Origin of the sequence: Kitasatospora sp. NBC_00315 (assembly GCF_041435095.1) — a bacterium.
GTDB lineage: Bacteria > Actinomycetota > Actinomycetes > Streptomycetales > Streptomycetaceae > Kitasatospora.
Map to the genome: position 1 here is coordinate 5,496,979 of NZ_CP108025.1, position 22,337 is coordinate 5,519,315.

Sequence of the window (22,337 nt, forward strand, 5' to 3'; positions counted from 1 at the left end):
GGCCGCTGAGGCTACCGCGTCACTCGCTCGCCGGTCCCAGCGGGGACCGCACCGATTCCTCGACAAGGAGACAGCATGTCCGGGCACATTCTCGTCAATTTCTCCGTCATCCAGAACGCCGGCTCCGAGGTCCGCCAGACGGCCGCGCGCATCCAGGCCCAGCTCGACGAGCTGAAGTCCGGCGTCAAGAAGATCGCCGCCTCCTGGGAGGGTGCTGCGCAGGAGGGCTACCAGGCCTACCAGGCGCAGTGGGACAACAAGGCCGCCGACCTCCAGCAGGTGCTCGGCCAGATCGGCAGTTCGCTCGACCAGGCGGCCCAGGGCTACCAGGAGACCGAGAACAAGAACAAGCAGATCTGGTCCTGATCAGCCGGCGCCCGCCCCGCGAGAGGCGAGCCCGACTTCGCTGTACGGGGCGGGCGTCCGAAGCGGACGCCCGCCCCTCGCGCGCACGGGAGCCGCGCCGTCCGGCCTGCCGGACCGCTCCCGGCTGTTCGACCACGGGTGACATACGAGGGGTGGCAGGGTGTCGGTGGGTAGGTACCGGAAGGCGGCCGCGTTGGCGGCCTCGCTCGTGGTGGCGGGCGGCATGGCCGCCGCGCCCGCGTACGCCGGGCCGGCCGGGCCGCGGTTGGCGGACACCCCGGTCGGCATCGCGGCCGCAGGTGACTGCCCGAGCCCGGCGAGCGACGTCAAGACCGTTCCCTGGGCCCTTCAGCGGGTCCTGCTGGACCAGGTCTGGCAGGACGGCAAGGTGACCGGGGCCGGGGTCCTGGTCGCCGTCATCGACACCGGTGTGGACAACACCAACCCCCAGCTCGCGGCGCCCGGCAAGGTGGTCAACGGCGGCTCCCTGCTGCGTGGCAAGGACAAGGTCCCCGTACCGGGCGACGGCACCACCGACACCGTCGGCCACGGCACCAAGGTGGCGGGGATCATCGCCGCCGCGCCCCGCGCGGAGTCCGGCTTCGTCGGGCTCGCCAAGGACGCCTCCATCCTGGCCATCCGCCAGAACGACAGCGAGGGCAACGGCGACGTCGACAGCCTGGTCCAGGCGATCAAGACCGCGATCACCATGGGCGCCAAGGTGATCAACATCTCCCAGGACGTCCGGGCCGACAAGGACGACGGCACCTTCGGCGGCTACCCCGAGCTGAAGGACGCCATCGAGCTGGCCGAGAAGTCCAAGGTCGTCGTGGTGGCGTCCTCCGGCAACGACGGCAAGGAGGGCCCCACCTACCCGGCGGCCTTCCTGAGCGTGCTCGCCGTCGGCGCCTCCAACCGCAACAACGAGCGGGCCGACTTCTCGCAGTACGGCGACTTCGTCGACATCGCGGCCCCCGGTGTCGACATGCTCTCCACCGTCCCCAAGGGCGGCCAGTGCCTGGACAACGGCACCAGCTTCTCCGCCCCCTACGTCGCCGGCGTGGCGGCCCTTCTGGTCGGCGAGCACCCCGACTGGACCCCCGCCCAGGTGCGGGCCCGGATCGAGCAGACCGCCCAGCGCACCACGCACGGCCCCAACCGGTTCGTCGGCTGGGGTGTGGTCGACCCGGTGAAGGCCGTCGCGCCGACCGGCGCGAGCCCGGTAGCGGCCACGGCCACCCCCGACGCGCCCGTGCAGCTGGCCGCCGCGGGCGTGCTGCCGCAGCCGCTCGGCCTGGCCGAGACCCAGAGCGACCGGGACCGCCGCACCGCCACCTACGTGGTGGCCGTCGCCGCCCTGCTGGTGGCGCTGCTCGGCGGCGGCGCCGTCGTGCTCCGCGACCACCGCAGGCGCGCCCGGATCTGATTCGGGCCGGGCTGTAACGTCTCCGGGCCCCCGGCGCATCTATCCAGTGTCGGGGGAGCGCAGAGGGACAGCACTGGGGGAACACGGATGGGCCGGGCCGGTACAGCACGCGACGTCAAGGACGCCGAGTTCCTCGAACTCGTCTCCAGCCGCGCGGGTCACCTGTACCGCTCGGCCTGTCTGCTCACCAGCGGCGACACCCACCTGGCCGAGGATCTCGTGCAGGAGACGCTCGGCCGCATGTACGTCCTCTGGCGTCGGACCTCCTGGCGGACCGGCCGGTCCGCCAGGATCGACAATCCCGGCGCGTACGCGCACACGGTGATGGTGCGCACCTTCCTGGCGCAGCAGCGCCGCCGCTCCAGCACCGAACGGCCCACCGGTGACGTGCCGGAGCCCGCGGGCCGCGAGGCGGACAGCACGCTGCGCCTGACCCTGCTCGACGCCCTGAGCCGGATGTCCGCCCGTGACCGGGCGGTGCTGGTGCTCCGCTACTGGGAGGACCGCAGCGTCGAGGAGACGGCGGAGATCCTGCGCTCCAGCTCCGGCGCCGTCCGCACCCGCACCAGCCGTGCGCTGGTGCGGCTACGCGCCCTGCTGGGCGACTCACTGGCGGAGCTGGCCGCTCGCTGAGCCGCCCGCCGAGGAACCCGCCGGGAACCCCGGCGGAGCGGCCCGCCGCCCCCGAAAGCTCCTGGAAACCCCGCGACCACGGAATCGGTGATCAGCCATGCCCGCAGACGACACGTTCGAGGACGATCTTCTCTACGCCATCTCCCGTACCGGCGACGCCTTCCAGGCACCGCAGGCCCCGCTCCTCGCGGGCGGTCTGCAGCGTGGCCGGCGGCGCTGGCGGCGGCGCTCCGCCGTCGCGATCGCGGGCGGTGCGACGGCGCTGGCCCTGATCGGCACCGGCGGGGTGTACCTCGCCGGCCTCGGTGGCCCGGCCGCTCCGGCCGCCCCGGCGGGGAGCGGGGCCTCGGGCAGGGGTGACGCCTCCACCGGGCCCACGGTGACGCCGTCCGCGGCCGCCTCCGCGCCCGTCGCGCCGGTCACGCCGGTCAGCGGCGACGAGATGGTCGCCCTCCTCAAGGCACTGCTGCCCAAGGGCGGGACGTCCGTGCTGGACAGCCGCGGTACGGACGGCAAGCCGTCCGGTGCGGCCGGCGCCGACGTGGTGTTCGACGATGGCAGAGGACAGGCCCAGATCGGCGTCTCGGTCCAGCGCCGCTCGCCGGAGCAGCTGCGGCGTGAGGACGACAAGTGCCCGGACCAGAAGTTCGTGCCGTACGACGGCTGCACCAGCAGCACGCTCCCGGACGGCTCCACGCTGACCGTGCTCCAGGGCTACGAGTACCCCGACCGCCGGGCCGACACCAAGGACTGGACGGCGACCCTGGTCCGGCCGGACGGCGGCGTGGTCTCGGTCAACGAGTGGAACGCGCCGGCGGAGAAGGGCCGGCCGGTCAGCCGCCCCAACCCGCCGCTCACGGTCGCGCAGCTCACCGCGCTGGTGACGGACAGGTCCTGGGACAAGGTCGTGGCCGGCATCGTGGTCACGGCGGAGCCGCCGACGCCGGTTCTCGTCAAGGAGTACACCGCCGAGGAGATCCTCTCGATCACGGCCGGGCTGCTCCCGGCCGGTCTCACCGAGACGGAGACCGACGGGCAGGACGGCTACGCCAACTTCGTCGTGAACGACGGCAGGGGCAAGAGCATGGTGGAGCTGAACGTCCAGGACTGGAGTGGCCAGCACGGGCTGGACCAGCACTTCGCGGGCGTCCAGCCGCTGCCCGACGGGACCCGGGTGGTCACCCAGCACCAGGGCGGGATGTGGACCGTCGACACGCTGCGCAAGGACGGTCTGCGGGTGGTGATCAGCGCGTACAACCGCGAGGGTCCGAACAAGCCGGCGACCCGCAGCACCCCGGCGCTGACCGACGCACAGCTCCAGGCGGTCGCGACCAGTGCGCTGTGGCAGCTGAAGAAGTAGCGCGCGACGCGTCGGTGCCCCGGACTTCGGCGGAAGTCCGGGGCACCGACGCGTCGTGGGGGAGGGACTCAGGCGGCCTGGTCGTCCTCGGGCACCGTGATCACCCAGCGGGTGTCCTGGCGGGGGCGCAGGTAGAGCGCCCAGTACAGGGTCGCGGCCGCGGTGATGCCGCCGGTCCAGAGCAGCGCGGTCACGTCGAGCTGGGTGAGCACGTAGGCCAGCGCCAGGATCAGCAGGATCGGCAGGGCCGGCCAGAGCGGCTGGCGCCAGGCGGGCGCGTCCTTGTGGTGGGCCCGGCGGGAGAGCAGCGCGGCGAAGGCGACCAGCAGGTAGAGCGCCGCGACGGCGACACCGGTGATGTTGGTCAGCAGCCCGTTGGGGACGAAGCAGAGCGCGGCGCCGGGCAGGCCCACCGCGAGGGTGGCCACCCAGGGGGCGTTGAAGCGGTTGAGGGTGCCGAAGGCCTTGTTGACCGGCTCGGGCCAGGCCTTGTCACGGGCCGAGGCGAAGAGCACCCGGGAGTTCTGGATGACCATCACGATGCCGGCGTTGATGATCGCCAGCGCGATGCAGAGGCTGATGAAGGTGCCGAGCGCCGAGTCGCTCCAGCCGGCGACCAGGCCGGAGACGTCGCCGCCGGTCAGCGTCGCGACGTCGGGGGCGCCGAGGGTGATGGCGACGACCGGGATCAGGATGACGACCACGGAGAGGCCGAGCGTCCACAGCACGGTGCGAGCGACGTTGCGGCGCGGGTTCTCCAGCTCCTCGGAGAGGTAGATCGCGGTGCTGAAGCCCTGGGTGACGAAGAGCGCGGTGCCCATCGCGGCCAGCATCGCCCCGAGGCCGACCGCACTGGTCGCGCCGTTCGCGTCGGCCGTCACGCCGTGGAGGAGGCTGCCGATGCCGCGCTGGCCGTGGGCGAAGCCCAGGACGGAGACGACCGCCGAGGCGATGACCTCCAGGACCAGGAAGACACCGGTGATCCAGGCGTTGGCGCGCAGGTCGAGCAGGCCGGCGACGGTGGCCGCCACCATGACCGCGGCGCCCGCCACCATCGGGTCCACGTTGACGATCGGGGCGAGGTACGCGGCCGTGCCGATTGCGATCAGCGAGGGCACGATCAGCACCACGATCAGCGACTGGATGAACACCAGCCAGCCGGCGAACCGCCCGGCCAGGGTGCCGACCATGGCGTACTCGCCGCCGGCGCTGGGGACGAGGGTCCCGAGCTCCGAGTAGCAGAACGCCACCGCCACGCAGAGGACGGCACCGATCGCGATGGTCATCGCGGTCGCGGTGCCCAGGGTGTTGAAGAGCGTCGGGACGATCACGAACAGCGAGGAGGCGGGCGTCACGCAGGAGAGCGTGAGGAGCGTGCCGCCGACCACGCCTAGCGAGCGGCTGAGCTTGCGCGGTGCCTCGGCGGTGCCGTCGGTCGTCGCAGTGGGGGCTACGGCGAGTGGCGGGCGAAGCGTGTCGGTCATGGACGGTTCCGATCGGCTCTGTGCGGTCCTGGGGGAGGGAGCGGTATCGCCTCCGCAGCGTTTCGTGTGGTCCTGGTTCTTTCGCTCCCGGGCCGCCATGGAACCTTGCACGTATCGGGTGCGTCAATGCCGATCGGCTTCGGAATCCGTTGCGATAAGCCGCATAGGCATGCGATCTCATCATGACGCACGGTAATTGCGAAAGATGTCCGACTTGTTAAGTTCGGCAAAACCCAAATGAATCAAAGGTTATCTTCGAGGTTTGGCCACTGGATCGAAGGTCGATGCTGGCTCTGCCTTTTCTCCTCCAGGTGGGTCAATGGGAGTCGGGGCGCCCGGAGCCGGGTCCGACCGGGGTGCGGGAACCGTTGTGCGCGCCCCGAATCAACTCCATAACGTTTCGCGTGCTGGACGCGGCGAGGGCCGGACTCCTCGGGAGTCCGGCCCTCGCCGTCACTACGGGTCACCTCCGGCAGGCCGGAGAACGGGGGATCACTGCGACGGCAGCCACCCCGTCTGGACCATCTGCCCGCTGGCGATCCGGCGCGAGACGAAGATGCCCCGGCCCGGCGGCAGCGGCTGCGGCTTGACCGTGCCGAGCAGCGCGCCCTCGTCCTTGTTGCCGGACAGGATGATGCCCTGGCCGCCCAGCTCCTTCATCCGCTGCATGATCGGCTCGTACATCGAGCGGCTGGCGCCACCCGCGCTGCGGGCGATGATGATGCGCAGCCCGATGTCGCGGGCGAACGGCAGGAACTCGGCGAGCGGCGCCATCGGGTTGCCCGACTGCGTCGCCACCAGCTCGTAGTCGTCCACGATCACGAACATGTCCTTGCCGCTGTACCAGCTGCGGTTGCGCAGCTGCTCGGCGGTCACGTCCGGGCCGGGCAGGCGGCGGGAGCAGGCCCCGCGCAGCATCTCCACGATGTTGGTCATGGCGGGTGCCGCCGCCGCGTACTCGACCAGGTACTCCGGCGGCACCGTGCCGAGCAGTGCGCGGCGGAAGTCGCCGACCACGATGCCGGCCTGGTCCGGGGTGTACCGCTCGGTGATCTGCTTGATCAGCATCCGCAGCAGCGCCGACTTCCCGGACTCGGTGTCACCGAAGACGATGAACAGCGGGTCGGTCTCGAAGTTGACGAAGGTCGGTGCCAGCTCCAGCTCGTCGACGCCGAAGGCGATGCCGAGCTCCGGGTGCTCGAAGCCCTTGGGCAGCGCGTTGCCGTCCAGGACCCCGGGCAGCATCCGGACCTGCGGCGCGCGCGGGCCCGTCCAGGCGCTGTCCACGGCCTCGATCAGGCCGGCCACGCCGTCCACCAGGTCCTCGGTGGAGGAGGAGCCGTCCAGGCGGGGCAGGCCGGACAGGAAGTGCAGCTTGCCCGCGGTGAGACCGCGGCCCGGCTGGCCGGCCGGGACGTTCTGGGCGACCTTGCGGTCGACCTCGGACTCCATCGGGTCGCCGAGCCGCAGCTCGGTGCGGTTCTGCAGCAGGTCCTTGAGCGCCGGGCGGAGCTCCGCGTACCGGGCGGCGGTGATCACCAGGTGGATGCCGTAGCCCAGACCGCGCTGCGCGATGTCGCCGATGATCGGCTCCAGCGCCTCGAACTCCTGCTTGAAGGTGAGCCAGCCGTCGATCACCAGGAAGACGTCGCCGAACTGCTCGTCCGGGAGCTGGCCGTTGGCCCGCCGGGTGCGGTACGTGCCGATGGTGTCGATGCCCGCCGCGCGGAACAGCTCCTCGCGGCGGTTCAGGACGCCGCTGACCTCGCTGACCATCCGGCGCACCTTGTCGGAGTCCAGGCGGCCCGCACTGCCACCGACGTGCGGCAGGCCCTGCAGGCTCTGGAATCCGCCACCGCCGAAGTCCATCAGGTAGAACTGCACCTCGGACGGCGTGTGGGTGACCGCGAAGCCGGCCACCATGGTGCGCACCAGGGTCGACTTGCCCGACCGGGGGCCACCGACGATCAGGCCGTGACCGGCCGCGCCCGCGTAGTCCTGGTAGAGCACGTCACGGCGCTGGTCGCGCGGCTTGTCGACGACGCCGACCGGCACCACGAGGCGTCCGAGCGCGCCGAACTCCGGCGAGGTGAGCCCGCGCTCGGGGGTGACCTGGAGCGGGGGGACGAGCTGGTCGATGCTGGGCGCTTCGTCCAGCGGGGGCAGCCACACCTGGTGGGCCGCCGGGCCCTGGCCGACCATCCGGCTCACGAAGGTGTCCAGGACGGTGTCGAGCAGCGAGTCGTCGACCTCCTCGACGTCCTGCACGACCTCCTCGACGACCGGCTCGATCACCGGCACCTCGGCCGCCGTGAACAGCACCGGCTGGGCGGTGACCACCCGGCCGCCGCTGGTGCGCTGCTGGCCCGGCGGACGGTAGGGGCCGGAGACGTACGCCGCCCGGAAGCGCTCCATCACGTCGGAGCCGAACTTCAGGTAGCCGACACCGGGGATGGGCGGCAGGTGGTAGGCGTCCGGCACGCCGATCGCGGCCCGCGACTCGGCGGCCGAGAAGGTGCGCAGACCCAGGCGGTAGGAGAGGAAGGTGTCCAGACCGCGGAGCTTGCCCTCCTCCAGGCGCTGCGAGGCGAGCAGCATGTGCATACCGAGCGAGCGGCCGATCCGGCCGATCTGGATGAACAGATCGATGAAGTCCGGCTTGGCGGAGAGGAGTTCGGAGAACTCGTCGATGATCAGCAGCAGCGAGGGCAGCGGGTCGAGGGCGGCGCCGGCCGCGCGGGCCCGCTCGTACTCGTTGATGTTCGCGTAGTTGCCCGCCGTGCGCAGCAGCTCCTGGCGGCGGTTCATCTCGCCCTCGATCGAGTCACGCATACGGTCGACGAGGGTCAGCTCGCCTTCCAGGTTGGTGATCACGGCCGAGGTGTGCGGCATCTCCGCCATACCGGCGAAGGTCGCACCACCCTTGAAGTCGGCGAGGACGAAGTTGAGGATCTCCGAGGAGTGGGTGGCCGCCATGGCGAGCACCAGGGTGCGCAGCACCTCGGACTTGCCCGAGCCGGTGGCGCCCACGCACATGCCGTGCGGGCCCATGCCCTCCAGCGAGGCTTCCTTGATGTCCAGCCAGACGTACTCGCCGTTGCTCCCGACGCCCAGCGGCACCCGGAGCTTCTCGCGCATCGGGCGCGGCCGCCAGTGGCGGGCCGGGTCGAAGGAGCCCGGGTCACCGGTGTTCATCATCTCGGTGAAGTCCATGCTGAGCAGCGACGGGTCCACGTCGTCGCCGCCGGCCGAGATCCGGAACGGGGCGAGCTGGCGGGCCAGCGCCTCGGACTGCCAGGAGGACAGGGTGTCCGGCTTGCCGGAGTAGGTCGCGCCGGAGGCCGACTGCAGCAGCAGCTCGTCGGGCCGCACGGTGACGATCAGGTGACCGGTGGGCTCGTCCAGGTCGCCCGGCACCACCTCGATGATGGTGACGCCCTGCACTCCCTCGGCGCCGGCCAGCACGGAGTCCTGCGGGACGGCGGCGCCGTCCATGATCACGATGATGTGCGGCTGGTCCGGGCTCGGCACCGCGTCGCGGGTGAAGCGCTGACGGCCCGAGAGCTCGTTCTCGATGAGCAGTTCCAGCTCACCGAGGCCGGTGGCGATCAGGCGGCGCGAGCCGGCCCCGTCGTTGTCCTTGCGGTGCTGGGTGTGCGGGAGCCACTTGGTCCACTCCCACTCGTCCACCGCGCCCGGCGCCGCCGCGACCGCCACGATCAGGTCGTCCGGCGAGTGCAGCGTCGTCAACTGGGCGATCATCGCCCGGACGTTTCCGTACACGGTGTCCGGGTCGCCGCACACCGTGATGTGGTAGAACGCCCGCAGCGAGACGGCCAACGGCAGCTCCTGCAGAGTCCCGTGGGACTTGAGGAAGGTGTGCATCGCGGCGGCCGCGAGCGGTTCGAGCTCGTCCATCGGCGCGGTCTGCGGCGCCACCAGCGGCGTCGAGAGCTGCTGGGGCCCCCGGCCGAGCCGGATCTGCGCGAAGTCCATGTCGCTGGGCCTGCGCTCCCACAGTCGGCGGCCCTCCGCCACCACCGACCAGAGCTGGTCCGGCTCCGGGTGCAGGAACAGCTGCGCACCGCGCTGGCGGTCCGCCGTACGGCGGACCTGACGGCGCATCTGCTGCAGGTACTTCAGGTAGTCCCGGCGTTCGTCCGCGGTGCCCGAGTTGCCGCCCTTGCGCTGGCGGACGAACTGCGCGACCGCCATGCCGGCGGTCGAGGCGACCATCAGCACGCCCATGATCTTCATCGGGCCCTGGGCCCCGGGCGAGAAGAAGAACGCCGCCGAACCGCCCATGCCGAGCAGCGGCAGCAGGTTCATCATCCAGTCCTCGCTGCCCGTCCTGGGCAGTTCGGGCGGGGTGACCAGCTCCACCGGCTCGTCCGGCACAGCGGGCGGATACGCCCTCGCCGGACGCTTGACGGTCACAACGCTCACAACAGCATCAGCCCTCACGCAACTGGATACGTACGGGTGAGGACGCCCCGTGTGATGACGCCGCCCCCGCTCCGCCGACCGCAGGCGTCGCGGAGGAGCCTCTTGCCGTTCCCCCGTACGCCTTGCGCAGGGGCCGATCCTACTGGTCGCCCACGCCCGTTCGGCCGGGGGGCGGCTCTGCGGCCCCCGAGGGCGGCGAACTGCGGCGGTCCGGCGGAGAATCGGTGAGCCCGGGGGCCGGACATCCCACCCGGAACCCGGGCGAACAGGTTGTCGCCGGGCCGGATCCGGCCCGCACCGGCGCGCCCGGCAGGGCCCCCAAGCGGCGGGTCCGGGCCGGGCGGTAGGGTAACGCCGCGCCAACTGTCGGCCGGATCGAGTCAGTTCCGGCGGCGGCGGCGCGGCACGGGAGGCCGGCCGAAGCCCGAACGGGCGGCAGCGGGCCGGGATCGGTCAACGAGGCCCGGGAGACCGGGGCTCGGTCAACGACGCACAGTCAACGAGGGGGAGCGCTGGTGAGCGCCAACGCAACGACCGGATTCTGCCGGGTCACCGTTGTGGCACCGGACAGCCGGATCGACGTCGCACTGCCGGAGGACGTTCCGCTCGCGGACGTCTACCCCGAGGTGCTGAGGCTGTCCGGCCAGACCCAGCCGGACGGTGCCCCGACCGGCTTCCACCTGGTCCGCCGTGACGGCACCGTCCTGGACAGCGGACTGCCGCTGGCCGCCCAGCAGGTGCGCGACGGGGACCTGCTGAGCCTGCGTCCGTTCGCGGAGTCCCTGCCGCCGGCCGTCTACGACGACGTGGCCGACGCGATCGCCTCCGCGGTCGAGGCCGACCGCCGCTTCTGGAGCCCCGAACTGATGCGGGCCTTCGGCCTGATCGGCGCCGGGGTGCTGCTCGCCCTGCTCGGCTTCGCGCTCTGGTTCTCCGACCTGCGCCACGACATGCACGGCCTGGCGGGCGTCCTCTCCGGCGTCACCGCCGTCGTGCTGACCACCTTCGCCGGTGTGCGGGCCCGGGTCTACCAGGACCACGACGCGGCCCTGGCGCTCGGCCTAGGCGCCCTGCCGCACGCGCTGATCGGCGGCAGCGGCGTGATCGCCGTCGCGACCGTCGGCGACGGCCCCGGCCGGCTGCAGTTCCTGGTCGGCTGCGTGGCCGTGCTGGTCGTTTCCGTACTGCTGGTCGGTCTGCTGCCGGAGAAGGACTCGGTCTTCGTCGCCGCCGCCTTCGTCGCCACCGCCGGGACCTTGGCCACCTTCGCCGCGGTCCTGCTGCCGGGCACCCCGGCCAACCACGTCGCCGCCGTGACCGGCGTCGCAGCCGTCGCCGTCATCGGGTTCCTGCCGGCCCTGTCCGCCCGGTTCGCCCGGCTGCCCGTCGGCTTCAGCGCCCCCGGCCAGACCCGGACCCGCAGTCGCGACTACGACGACGACAACGGCCGGTCCGAGACCGTCCAGTACGAGCGCATCGCCCAGCAGGCCCGCCGCGGGCACGAGGTGCTGGTCGGCCTGGTCGGCGGCTGCGCCGCGGTCATCGTCGGCGCCTGCACCGTGCTGGGCTTCACCGACGCGATGTTCCCCCAGCTGCTCGCGCTCGCGATCGGCATCTCGACGATGCTGCGGGCCCGCCTCTTCCGCTACACCGCGCAGGTCTTCAGCCTCACCATCGCCGGCCTGCTCGGCCTCTCGCTGCTGATCGTCGGACTGTCGCTGCACACCCCGGTGTTCATCCTCCGGGCGACCCACGGCCTCACCACGGCCGGCAGCACCCAGATCGACCTGCGCACCATCTGGCTGGCCGCCTCGATCGCGTTCGGCGCCGCGGTGCTCACCGCCATCGCGCTGGTCGTCCCCAGGCTGGGCGTCTCGCCGTTCTGGGGCCGGATCCTCGACCTGGTGGACAGCGTGACGCTGATGGCGCTCGTCCCGCTGGCACTGGCGGTGCTCGACATCTACAACCTGGTCCGCGGCGCCACCGGGTGAGCTGAACCACCCCGCACCGCACCCGACAGCGCCCCACCCGCGCCCGCCGCCGACCCGATCGAGGGACCGGCGGCGGGCACTGGTACGCTTGGCCATTGAGCGCAGCCGTGCGCCCTGGCACAGTCCGGGTGAACCGCGGCCGCGCCCGCTGTACGACACCGAGTCCTCTCAAGATCCTGTGCCGTAGACCAGGATCACTCGGACACCTTGAAGGAGTTGCTGTGGCTCTCGACGCCGCTGTCAAGAAGCAGATCTTCGCCGATTTCGGCCAGAAGGAGGGCGACACCGGCTCCCCCGAGGTCCAGGTCGCCATGCTTTCCCGTCGTATCTCGGACCTGACCGAGCACCTCAAGCTGCACAAGCACGACCACCACTCGCGTCGTGGCCTGCTGATCCTCGTCGGTCAGCGTCGTCGCCTGCTGCAGTACCTGGCCAAGAAGGACATCGAGCGTTTCCGTACGCTCGTCGACCGTCTCGGCATCCGTCGCGGTGCCGCCGGCGGCGCCCGCTAGGACCGCCGCTCGGGGCGGCTCCCCACACCGGGGAGCCGCCCCTTGTGCGTATGCCGCCCGCTGCAGGGCGGCGCAGGACCACGCGCAGGCCGCCCGTACTGGGCGGCGCACGACAACTCGCGTCCACCTCCCGGGGTGGCCGAGGATTGCACCGTAGGGTTATGGGCATGCCGGGTGATGGCGCAAACGGAGCGCCGCCCGGGCAGCAGCCCGACCCTCGCGGGACGAAGGCTTCAAACGGAAGCCGCCCGCATCCGGGAGAGCGTCCAGCCGCGACCGCCGACCAGGCCTGGCAGCCGAGAGGCGCCGGTCCTCGGTAGTGGCCGCCGGGAGTCCCACGAGTGGACGACCCGGAGGCTTCGATCGAAGACCGGCCCGACTGCCTTCTCTGTGAAAGAGAGCCGGGGCCCTAGGCAGGCAAGCGCAGGGGCGCTCTCCCGGAGAACGTACGAAAGAGGAGATCTTCCAGGTGGAAGAGAACGTGTTCTACGCCGAGGCCGTCATCGACAACGGTTCCTTCGGCACCCGTACCATCCGCTTCGAGACCGGCCGTCTGGCCCGTCAGGCCGCCGGCTCCGCCGTCGCCTACCTCGACGACGACACCATGGTGCTGTCGGCGACCAGCGCGTCCAAGCAGCCGAAGGAGCACTTCGACTTCTTCCCGCTGACCGTGGACGTCGAGGAGCGGATGTACGCCGCGGGCCGTATCCCCGGCTCGTTCTTCCGTCGTGAGGGCCGGCCGTCCGAGGACGCCATCCTCACCTGCCGTCTGATCGACCGCCCGCTGCGCCCGTCCTTCGTCAAGGGCCTGCGCAACGAGATCCAGGTCGTCGTCACCGTGATGGCGCTCAACCCCGACCACCTGTACGACGTGGTGGCCATCAACGCCGCCTCGGCGTCCACCCAGCTCGCGGGCCTGCCGTTCTCCGGCCCGATCGGTGGCGTCCGCGTCGCGCTGATCAAGGGCCAGTGGGTGGCCTTCCCGACCCACAGCGAGCTCGAGGACGCCGTCTTCGACATGGTGGTGGCCGGCCGCACGCTGGCCGACGGCGACGTCGCGATCATGATGGTCGAGGCCGAGGCCACCGACAAGACGATCAAGCTCGTCGAGGGCGGCGCCGACGCGCCGACCGAGGACGTCGTGGCCGCCGGTCTGGACGCCGCGAAGCCGTTCATCAAGATCCTCTGCGCCGCGCAGTCGCAGCTGGCCGCCCAGGCCGCCAAGCCCACCGGCGAGTTCCCGGTCTTCCTGGACTACCAGGAGGACGTCTTCGCCGCCCTGACCAACGCGGTCAAGGACGAGCTGGCCCAGGCGCTGACCATCGCCGGCAAGCAGGAGCGCAACAACGAGCTGGACCGCGTCAAGGCGATCGCCGCCGAGAAGCTCCTGCCGGAGTTCGAGGGTCGCGAGAAGGAGATCAGCGCCGCGTACAACGCGCTGACCAAGAAGGTCGTGCGCGAGCGCGTCATCAAGGACAAGGTCCGCATCGACGGCCGCGGCGTGACGGACATCCGTACGCTGGCCGCCGAGGTCGAGGCCATCCCGCGCGTGCACGGCTCGGCCCTGTTCGAGCGTGGCGAGACCCAGATCCTGGGCGTCACCACCCTCAACATGCTGCGCATGGAGCAGCAGCTCGACACGCTCTCCCCGGAGACGCGTCGCCGCTACATGCACAACTACAACTTCCCGCCGTACTCGGTCGGCGAGACCGGCCGCGTGGGTTCGCCCAAGCGCCGCGAGATCGGCCACGGTGCGCTGGCGGAGCGGGCGATCATCCCCGTGCTGCCGACCCGCGAGGAGTTCCCCTACGCGATCCGCCAGGTCTCCGAGGCGCTGAGCTCCAACGGCTCCACCTCGATGGGCTCGGTCTGCGCCTCCACCATGTCGCTGCTGAACGCCGGTGTGCCGCTCAAGGCCGCCGTCGCCGGTATCGCCATGGGCCTCATCTCGCAGGAGATCGACGGTGAGACGCACTACGTCGCGCTGACCGACATCCTGGGCGCGGAGGACGCTTACGGCGACATGGACTTCAAGGTCGCCGGTACCCGCAACTTCATCACCGCCCTCCAGCTGGACACCAAGCTGAACGGCATCCCGGCCTCCGTCCTGGCCGCCGCGCTCAAGCAGGCCAAGGACGCCCGTCTGCACATCCTCGATGTGATGAACGAGGCCATCGACGCGCCCGACGAGATGTCGCCGAACGCGCCGCGCATCATCACCATCAAGATCCCGGTGGACAAGATCGGCGAGGTCATCGGCCCGAAGGGCAAGATGATCAACCAGATCCAGGAGGACACCGGCGCGGACATCACCATCGAGGACGACGGCACCATCTACATCGGTGCCATCGACGGTCCCTCGGCGGAGGCTGCCCGTACGACGATCAACCAGATCGCCAACCCGACCATGCCGGAGGTCGGCGAGCGCTACCTGGGCACCGTGGTGAAGACCACGACGTTCGGCGCGTTCGTTTCGCTCATGCCGGGCAAGGACGGCCTGCTGCACATCTCGCAGATCCGCAAGCTCGCCGGTGGCAAGCGCGTGGAGAACGTCGAGGACGTGCTGGCCGTCGGCGCCAAGGTCCAGGTCGAGATCGCCGAGATCGACCCGCGCGGCAAGCTCTCGCTGATCCCGGTCGTCGAGGGCGAAGAGGGCGGCGAGGCAGCGTCGGAGTGACGCGCCCCTAGCTCCACCGCGGCCCGCACACTCCGGACTCGGAGCGTGCGGGCCGCACCCTGTTGTCATTGCTCGAGAGGAACATTCGTGGCCCAGGCCTCGGCGGCGAAGCAGCGCCCCGGTACCACCCGCACCCTGCTCAAGGGCACCGACGGAGCCGGCACGGTACGCCGTACCGTCCTTCCCGGTGGCCTGCGGGTCGTCACCGAGACCCTTCCGACGGTGCGCTCCGCCACCTTCGGCATCTGGGTCGGGGTCGGCTCCCGGGACGAGACCCCGGTGCTCAACGGCGCCACCCACTACCTGGAGCACCTGCTCTTCAAGGGCACCGAGCGCCGCAGCGCCCTGGAGATCTCCTCCGCCCTGGACGCGGTCGGCGGTGAGATGAACGCCTTCACCGCGAAGGAGAACACCTGCTACTACGCGCGGGTGCTCGACACCGATCTGCCGCTCGCCATCGACGTGGTCTGCGACATGCTCACCGGATCGCTGATCCTGCCCGAGGACGTCGAGGCCGAGCGCGGCGTCATCCTGGAGGAGATGGCGATGGCCGAGGACGACCCGGGCGACGTCGTGCACGACCTCTTCGCCAAGGTGATCTACGGCACCGGCCCCCTCGGCCGTCCGATCCTCGGCACCCAGGAGACGGTGAAGGGCCTCTCCCGGGACCAGATCGCGAACTTCTTCCACCGCCGCTACAAGCCCGAGCACCTGGTGGTGGCGGCGGCCGGCAACCTGGACCACCGCAAGGTCGTCAAGCAGGTCGAGCAGGCTTTCGCCGCCGTCCTGGCCAAGTCCGAGGCGGCCCCGGCCGAGGCCCGCCGCGGCGTCAAGGCGCTGCGCACGGCCGGCCGGGTCGAGGTGATGAACCGCCCCACCGAGCAGGCCCACCTCGTCCTCGGCGTCCCCGGTGTGCCGCGCCACGACGAACGCCGCTGGGCGCTCGGCGTGCTCAACGCCGTCCTCGGCGGGGGCATGAGTTCGCGGCTGTTCCAGGAGGTCCGGGAGAAGCGGGGCCTGGCGTACTCGGTCTACTCGTACTCCTCCTCCTACTCCGACAGCGGCCTGTTCGGCATCTACGCCGGCTGCCAGCCGAAGCGGGTCGAGCAGGTGCTCGACATCTGCCGCCAGGAGCTCGCCAAGGTCGTCGAGGAGGGCATCACCGAGGAGGAGCTGCGCCGGGCGATCGGCCAGATCTCCGGCTCCACCGTGCTCGGCATGGAGGACACCGGTTCGCTGATGAACCGGATCGGCAAGGCCGAGCTGAGCTACGGCCACCACCTCTCGGTGGACGAGATGCTGGCGAAGATCGCCTCGGTGACCCTGGAGGACGTCCACGCGGTCGCGCGGGATGTGTTGGGCGCCCACCGGCCCTCGCTCGCGCTGATCGGCCCGATCACCGACAGGCGCACCGCCAAGCTCACCGACCTGCTCGCCTGAACCACTCGCCCGAACCGCTCCGCCCGCTCGTCCGTTCCGCCCGCCCGTTCCGTGCGTTTGAGAGGACCCCTGAGATGACGCTGCGCGTCGCCGTGATCGGTGCCACCGGCCGGATCGGCTCGGAGGCGGTGAAGGCCGTCGAGGCCGCACCCGACCTCGACCTGGTCGCCACCCTGAACAGCCGCTCCAAGCTGGAGTCCCTGACCGAGGCGGACGCCCAGGTCGTGGTCGAGCTGACCCACCCCGACGCGGTGATGGCCAACCTCCGGTACTGCCTGGAGAACGGCATCCACGTGGTCACCGGCACCACCGGCTGGACGGACGAGCGGCTGGCAACGGTCGGCGGCTGGCTGGACGCGGCCCCCGGGACGGGCCTGCTGATCGCGCCGAACTTCTCCATCGGCGCCGTGCTGTCCATGCAGTTCGCCCAGCAGGCGGCGAAGTACTTCGAAAGCGTCGAGGTCGTCGAGCTGCACCACAGCCACAAGGCGGACGCGCCCTCCGGCACCGCCACCCGCACCGCGCAGCTGATCGCCGCCGCCCGGGACGCGGCCGGCCTGCCCCGGCAGTCCGACGCGACCACGCACGGCCTGCCGGGCGCCCGCGGCGCGGACGTGGACGGCGTCCCCGTCCACTCGGTGCGCCTGCGCGGCCTGCTGGCCCACCAGGAGATCCTGCTCGGTGACAGCGGCGAGACGCTGACCATCCGGCACGACTCACTGCACCACAGCTGCTTCATGCCGGGCATCCTGCTCGGCGTGCGCAGGGTGGTGCAGACGCCCGGGCTGACCCTCGGCCTCGAACACTTCCTGGACCTGTGAGCACCGTATGACCTCCCGTACCGGTTTCTTCCTGCTCGGCGCCGCCCTGCTGTTCGTCGCCGTGATCTGCGTCGGCGAGGGGATCCAGCTGATCGCCACCGGCAAGGTGCTCGGCATCGGCCTCGGTGTCTGCGCCTTCGTCATCCCGGCGATCGGCGTCTGGTTCCTGCGCCAGACCGTCCGCTTCGGCCGGGCCGGCGAGCGGTTGGCCCGCGAACTGGAGGCCGAGGGCGGCCTGCCGGTGGACGAGCTGCGCCGTACGCCCGGCGGCCGGATCGACCGCGCCTCGGCGGACGAGGTCTTCGCCCGCCGCCAGGCGGAGGCCGAGACCGCCCCGGGGGACTGGCGGGTGTGGTTCCGCCTCGCCGTCGCCTACGCGGACGCCGGGGACACCCCCAGGGCCCGCAGGACCATGCAGCACGCCATCCGCCTGCACGCCTCGTCGGCCGCCGCCCCGGTCGCGGGCTAGGCTGTCGGCCGTCACCAAGCCATGAACATCAGGAGGAATCCCGCGTGAGCGACGAAGTGGGTACCGACCCGCAGTTCCGCAACGACGTCTCGGTGGAGCTGGTCCGCAGCGCCGCGGTCGATTCGGACGTCATCTGGGCGGCCCGGGTCTCGACCGCGGGAGAGCAGTCGATCGAGGCCGTCGGGCAGGACCCGGAGAAGTCCAGGGGCCTGATCAACTTCCTGATGCGGGACCGGCACGGTACGCCCTTCGAGCACAACTCGATGACCTTCCTCGTCAGTGCGCCGATCTTCGTCTTCCGCGAGTTCCACCGCCACCGCAGCGGCTGGTGCCTGGCGGGTGACACCGAGATCACCCTGCAGGGCAAGGACGGTTCGCCCGAGCGGCGGACGATCAAGGATCTCTACCAGCTGTGGCATGTCGGGGCCGAGGACACGCTGCCCGCCGAGGACGGCGTCACCTGGCACAAGAAGTCCGAGAAATGGCGTGCTCAGGTCAAGCATCGCGGCGAGCAGCACCGTCTGGGCCTCCATGAGACCCGGGACGCGGCCGAGGCGGCCGTTGCGGCGTTCCGTGAGCTTCACCCCGCGAAGCGGACCAGGAAGCCCGACTCGGTGCGGCGCAGCCATGTGCGCTGTTTCGACGAGCGGACCCTCGTCGCCCGGCGCGCCCCGATCGTGGACGTCATGGAGTCCGGCGTCAAGCAGCTGATCCGGTTGACGACGGCGAGTGGCAAGCAGCTCCGTTGCAGCCGGGACCACGCGATCCTCACCCCGGACGGCTGGCGCAAGGCCGGCGAACTCGCGGTGGGCGATTCGGTGATGTCGGGCGGTACCGCCGTGCGGCCGTCGGAGGCGCTGGTGCCGCCGAGCCTGCGTCGGGGCATCGGGGTCTGGACCTCGATGCAGCGCAAGCGGCTGATCGACGAGCTCGACCTCTGCTACCTGTGTTCCCGGACGTTTCCGCGCGAGGCGCTGGAGCTCGACCACGTCGTCCCGGTGTCTCTCGATCTGGGCCGGGCACTCGACGAGGAGAACCTCGCTCCGGCCTGTGAGCCGTGCCGTGCCGAGAAGGGCGCGACCGAGCAGGGACTCGCCGAGCGGGGTGGAAAGGTCGCACTGGCCAAGGCCGACCTCGTGGTCTCGGTCGTGGACGACGGCGAGGAGATGACCTACGACCTCGCGGTCGAGGGGCCCTGGCACAATTTCCTCGCCGACGGAATCGTCGTCCACAACTCGTACAACGAGGAGTCCGGCCGCTACCGCGAGCTGCAGCCGGTCTTCTACGTGCCGGGCGGGGAGCGCAGGCTGGTCCAGCAGGGCCGCCCGGGCAAGTACGAGTTCGTCGAGGGCACGCCCGAGCAGCACAAGGTCGTCACCGAGGCCATGGAGGCCTCCTACCGGCAGTCGTACGAGCAGTACCAGGCGATGCTGGCGGCCGGCGTCGCCCGCGAGGTGGCCCGGGCGGTCCTGCCGGTCGGCCTGTTCTCCTCGATGTACGCGACCTGCAACGCGCGCTCGCTGATGCACTTCCTGTCGCTGCGGACCAAGGACGAGCGGGCCACCGTGCCGTCCTTCCCGCAGCGGGAGATCGAGATGGTCGCCGAGAAGATGGAGGCGGAGTGGGCCAAGCTCATGCCGCTCACCCATGCGGCCTTCAACGCGCACGGCCGAGTCGCTCCCTGACCTGGGACGATAGGCATATGGGCGGATTGCTTCCAATGTCTGGATTGCGGCTTTTCCGGCCGCTCCCTAGGCTCGGAGCAAGGATTCCGGTGCTGCATGAACCCCCGAGCATGCAGCACCGGAATCCCATCGCGTAGCCGGCCGGAAGGCCCTTGCGCCTGTCACACGTATGTCACACCTGTCCGAACCCTGGACCGGCATGGGTACCCCCCTGCCGCCTACGAGTAGTTTTGGACGCATGGCTCCGACCTCCACCCCCCAGACACCCTTCGGCCGGGTCCTGACCGCGATGGTGACCCCGTTCACCGCCGACGGCGGTCTCGACCTCGACGGCGCGCAGCGCCTCGCCGCGCACCTCGTCGACTCCGGCAACGACGGCCTCGTCGTCAACGGCACCACCGGCGAGTCGCCGACCACCAGCGACGCCGAGAAGGCCCAGCTGGTGCGCGCCGTGGTGGAGGCGGTCGGGGACAGGGCGCACGTGGTGGCCGGCGTCGGCACCAACGACACCCACCACAGCGCGGAGCTGGCCCGGCAGGCCGAGGCCGCCGGCGCGAGCGGCCTGCTGGTCGTCACCCCGTACTACAGCAAGCCCCCGCAGGAGGGGCTCCACCGGCACACCGTGCACATCGCGGACGCCACCGGCCTTCCGGTGATGCTCTACGACATCCCGGGCCGCAGCGGGGTGGCGCTGAGCCACGAGACGCTGGTCCGGCTCGGCGAGCACCCGAGGATCGTCGCGAACAAGGACGCCAAGGGCGATCTGGGCGCCGCCTCCTGGGCGATCGCGCGCTCCGGCCTCGCCTGGTACTCCGGCGACGACATCCTGAACCTGCCGCTGCTCTCGGTCGGCGCGGTCGGCCTGGTCAGCGTGGTGGGCCACGTGGTCGCACCGGAGCTGCGGACGATGGTGGACGCCTTCCTGGCCGGCGACACCGCCAAGGCCATCGCCGTCCACCAGAGCCTGTTGCCGATCTTCAGCGGTATGTTCCGTACCCAGGGTGTCATCCTGACCAAGGCGGCCCTCGATCTGTCGGGCCTGCCCGCAGGACCTCTGAGGCTGCCGCTGATCGCGGCGACTCCGGAGGAGATTGCCCGTTTGAAGGAGGATCTCGCCGCCGGCGGGGTACACCTGTAGCAGACACAGACGTGCGTGCCCCGGCTCGCCGAGTCCCCGTGGACTCGCCGCTGGACCGGATGACGGCGCGAGAGCACCACAACCTAGTAGGAAACCGACACTGAGTACGCACGCCATATGTCCCCAGGGGAGGACCCCGGGCATATGGCGTGCGTCGTAAGGAGAGTCTTTTGAGCCACCCGCACCCCGAACTCGGCGCGCCCCCCGCACTGAAGGAGGGCGCACTGCGCGTCACCCCGCTCGGCGGTCTCGGCGAGATCGGCCGCAACATGACGGTCCTGGAGTACAACGGCCGTCTGCTCATCATCGACTGCGGCGTCCTCTTCCCCGAGGCCGAGCAGCCCGGCGTGGACCTGATCCTGCCGGACTTCAGCTCCATCCGGGACCGCCTCGGCAAGATCGACGGCATCGTCCTGACCCACGGGCACGAGGACCACATCGGCGCCGTGCCGTTCCTGCTCCGGGAGAACCCGGACATCCCGCTGATCGGCTCCAAGCTCACCCTCGCGCTGATCGAGGCCAAGCTCGCCGAGCACCGGATCCGGCCGTACGTGCTGGAGGTCAAGGAGGGCGAGCGCGAGCGCATCGGCCCCTTCGACTGCGAGTTCATCGCGGTCAACCACTCCATCCCGGACGCCCTGGCCGTCGCCGTCCGCACCCCCGCGGGCATGGTCGTCGCCACCGGTGACTTCAAGATGGACCAGCTGCCGCTCGACGGCCGCCTCACCGACCTGCCGGCCTTCGCCAAGCTGGCGGAGGAGGGCATCGACCTCCTGCTGGTGGACTCCACCAACGCCGAGGTCCCCGGCTTCATCCCGCACGAGCGCGACATCTCGGCCGCCCTGCGGACCGTGTTCGCCAACGCCGACAAGCGCATCATCGTCGCCTCGTTCGCCAGCCACGTGCACCGCATCCAGCAGGTGCTGGACGCCGCGCACGAGTACAAGCGCAAGGTCGCCTTCGTCGGCCGCTCGATGGTCCGCAACATGGGCATCGCCCGCGACCTCGGCTACCTGAAGGTCCCGGGCAACCTGATCGTCGACGTGAAGACGCTGGACGACCTCCCGGACAAGAACGTCGTGCTGGTCTGTACCGGTTCACAGGGCGAGCCGATGGCGGCCCTCTCCCGGATGGCCAACCGCGACCACCAGATCCGGATCGTCGAGGGCGACACCGTGATCATGGCGTCCTCGCTCATTCCGGGCAACGAGACCGCGATCTACCGCGTCATCAACGGCCTCACCCGATGGGGCGCCAACGTCGTCCACAAGGGCAACGCCAAGGTGCACGTCTCGGGCCACGCCTCGGCCGGCGAGCTGCTGTACTTCTTCAACATCTGCAAGCCGAAGAACCTGATGCCGGTCCACGGCGAGTGGCGCCACCTGCGGGCCTGTGCCGACCTCGGCATCAAGACCGGCATCCCGAAGGAGCGCACGGTCATCGCCGAGGACGGCGTGGTGGTCGACCTGGAGAAGGGCGTCGCCCGGATCGTCGGCAAGGTCCAGGCCGGGTACGTCTACGTCGACGGCTCGTCCGTCGGTGACATCACCGAGGCCTCGCTCAAGGACCGCCGGATCCTCGGCGAGGAGGGCTTCATCTCGGTCTTCGTCGTGGTGGACTCCAGCAGCGGCAAGATCGTGAGCGGCCCGACCGTCCAGGCACGTGGCTCCGGCATCGACGACAACGCCTTCGTGCCGGTCGTCGCCAAGCTGCAGGAGGGCCTGTCGCGGTCGGCCAACGACGGCGTCCTCGAGGTCCGCCAGATCCAGCAGCTCGTGCGCCGGGTCGTCGGCAAGTGGGTGGCGGACAACTACCGTCGCCGGCCGATGATCATCCCGGTCGTCGTCGAGGTCTGACCCGGTTTGACCTGGGGCAACCCGGAGCGTAGT

General features: G+C 70.7%; 15 protein-coding genes and 1 pseudogene. 14 read left to right on the forward strand and 2 right to left on the reverse strand.

Annotated elements, in window-relative coordinates; translation table 11 throughout:
* Positions 1-75 precede the first annotated feature (75 nt).
* From OG823_RS22830 to OG823_RS22845, 4 genes are all read left to right on the forward strand, one after another.
* Entirely contained in the window at positions 76-366 is a 291-nt protein-coding gene (locus OG823_RS22830) for a WXG100 family type VII secretion target (RefSeq protein WP_371481472.1), read from the forward strand.
* 166 nt (positions 367-532) lie between these two features.
* Positions 533-1,792 (forward strand): type VII secretion-associated serine protease mycosin, encoded by a 1,260-nt coding sequence (gene mycP / locus OG823_RS22835; RefSeq protein WP_371481473.1) that lies wholly within the window; start codon positions 533-535, stop codon positions 1,790-1,792.
* Positions 1,793-1,879: 87 nt separating this feature from the next.
* Positions 1,880-2,425: a SigE family RNA polymerase sigma factor gene (locus OG823_RS22840; RefSeq protein ID WP_371481474.1), complete on the forward strand. Its 546-nt coding sequence runs from the start codon at positions 1,880-1,882 to the stop codon at positions 2,423-2,425.
* 97 nt (positions 2,426-2,522) lie between these two features.
* Positions 2,523-3,785, forward strand: coding sequence for a hypothetical protein (locus OG823_RS22845; RefSeq protein WP_371481475.1), 1,263 nt, complete (start codon positions 2,523-2,525; stop codon positions 3,783-3,785).
* Positions 3,786-3,853: 68 nt separating this feature from the next.
* Here the strand turns inward: OG823_RS22845 and OG823_RS22850 are convergent, their stop codons facing one another.
* Both OG823_RS22850 and eccCa read right to left on the reverse strand, forming a co-directional pair.
* Entirely contained in the window at positions 3,854-5,269 is a 1,416-nt protein-coding gene (locus OG823_RS22850; protein WP_371481476.1) for an APC family permease, read from the reverse strand.
* A 492-nt stretch (positions 5,270-5,761) separates the two neighbouring features.
* Positions 5,762-9,715, reverse strand: a complete 3,954-nt coding sequence (gene eccCa, locus OG823_RS22855; protein WP_371481477.1) for a type VII secretion protein EccCa — start codon at positions 9,713-9,715, stop codon at positions 5,762-5,764.
* 515 nt (positions 9,716-10,230) lie between these two features.
* On the opposite strand from eccCa, the gene eccD reads away from it, so the two are divergent.
* From eccD to OG823_RS22905, 10 genes and pseudogenes are all read left to right on the forward strand, one after another.
* Entirely contained in the window at positions 10,231-11,706 is a 1,476-nt protein-coding gene (eccD, locus tag OG823_RS22860; RefSeq protein ID WP_371481478.1) for a type VII secretion integral membrane protein EccD, read from the forward strand.
* 221 nt (positions 11,707-11,927) lie between these two features.
* A complete protein-coding gene (gene rpsO, locus OG823_RS22865; RefSeq protein WP_371481479.1) occupies positions 11,928-12,218 on the forward strand; it encodes a 30S ribosomal protein S15 in 291 nt (96 codons plus the stop codon).
* 469 nt (positions 12,219-12,687) lie between these two features.
* Positions 12,688-14,895 carry a polyribonucleotide nucleotidyltransferase gene (locus tag OG823_RS22870; RefSeq protein WP_371481480.1) on the forward strand — a complete coding sequence of 736 codons (2,208 nt, stop codon included), beginning with the start codon at positions 12,688-12,690 and terminating at the stop codon, positions 14,893-14,895.
* A gap of 87 nt (positions 14,896-14,982) precedes the next feature.
* Positions 14,983-16,335, forward strand: coding sequence for a M16 family metallopeptidase (locus tag OG823_RS22875; protein WP_371481481.1), 1,353 nt, complete (start codon positions 14,983-14,985; stop codon positions 16,333-16,335).
* Between the two features lie 74 nt (positions 16,336-16,409).
* Positions 16,410-17,156: a 4-hydroxy-tetrahydrodipicolinate reductase gene (gene dapB / locus OG823_RS22880; RefSeq protein ID WP_371481482.1), complete on the forward strand. Its 747-nt coding sequence runs from the start codon at positions 16,410-16,412 to the stop codon at positions 17,154-17,156.
* A gap of 7 nt (positions 17,157-17,163) precedes the next feature.
* Complete coding sequence (locus OG823_RS22885) at positions 17,164-17,625, forward strand: hypothetical protein (protein ID WP_371481483.1); 462 nt, start codon at positions 17,164-17,166, stop codon at positions 17,623-17,625.
* Positions 17,626-17,669: 44 nt separating this feature from the next.
* Positions 17,670-17,954: pseudogene (locus OG823_RS22890) on the forward strand (FAD-dependent thymidylate synthase); the annotation flags it as partial.
* A 348-nt stretch (positions 17,955-18,302) separates the two neighbouring features.
* Positions 18,303-19,310 (forward strand): FAD-dependent thymidylate synthase, encoded by a 1,008-nt coding sequence (gene thyX, locus OG823_RS22895; protein ID WP_371484616.1) that lies wholly within the window; start codon positions 18,303-18,305, stop codon positions 19,308-19,310.
* Positions 19,311-19,548: 238 nt separating this feature from the next.
* Positions 19,549-20,448, forward strand: a complete 900-nt coding sequence (dapA, locus tag OG823_RS22900) for a 4-hydroxy-tetrahydrodipicolinate synthase (RefSeq protein ID WP_371481484.1) — start codon at positions 19,549-19,551, stop codon at positions 20,446-20,448.
* Positions 20,449-20,618: 170 nt separating this feature from the next.
* Positions 20,619-22,304: a ribonuclease J gene (locus tag OG823_RS22905; RefSeq protein WP_371481485.1), complete on the forward strand. Its 1,686-nt coding sequence runs from the start codon at positions 20,619-20,621 to the stop codon at positions 22,302-22,304.
* Positions 22,305-22,337 lie beyond the last annotated feature (33 nt).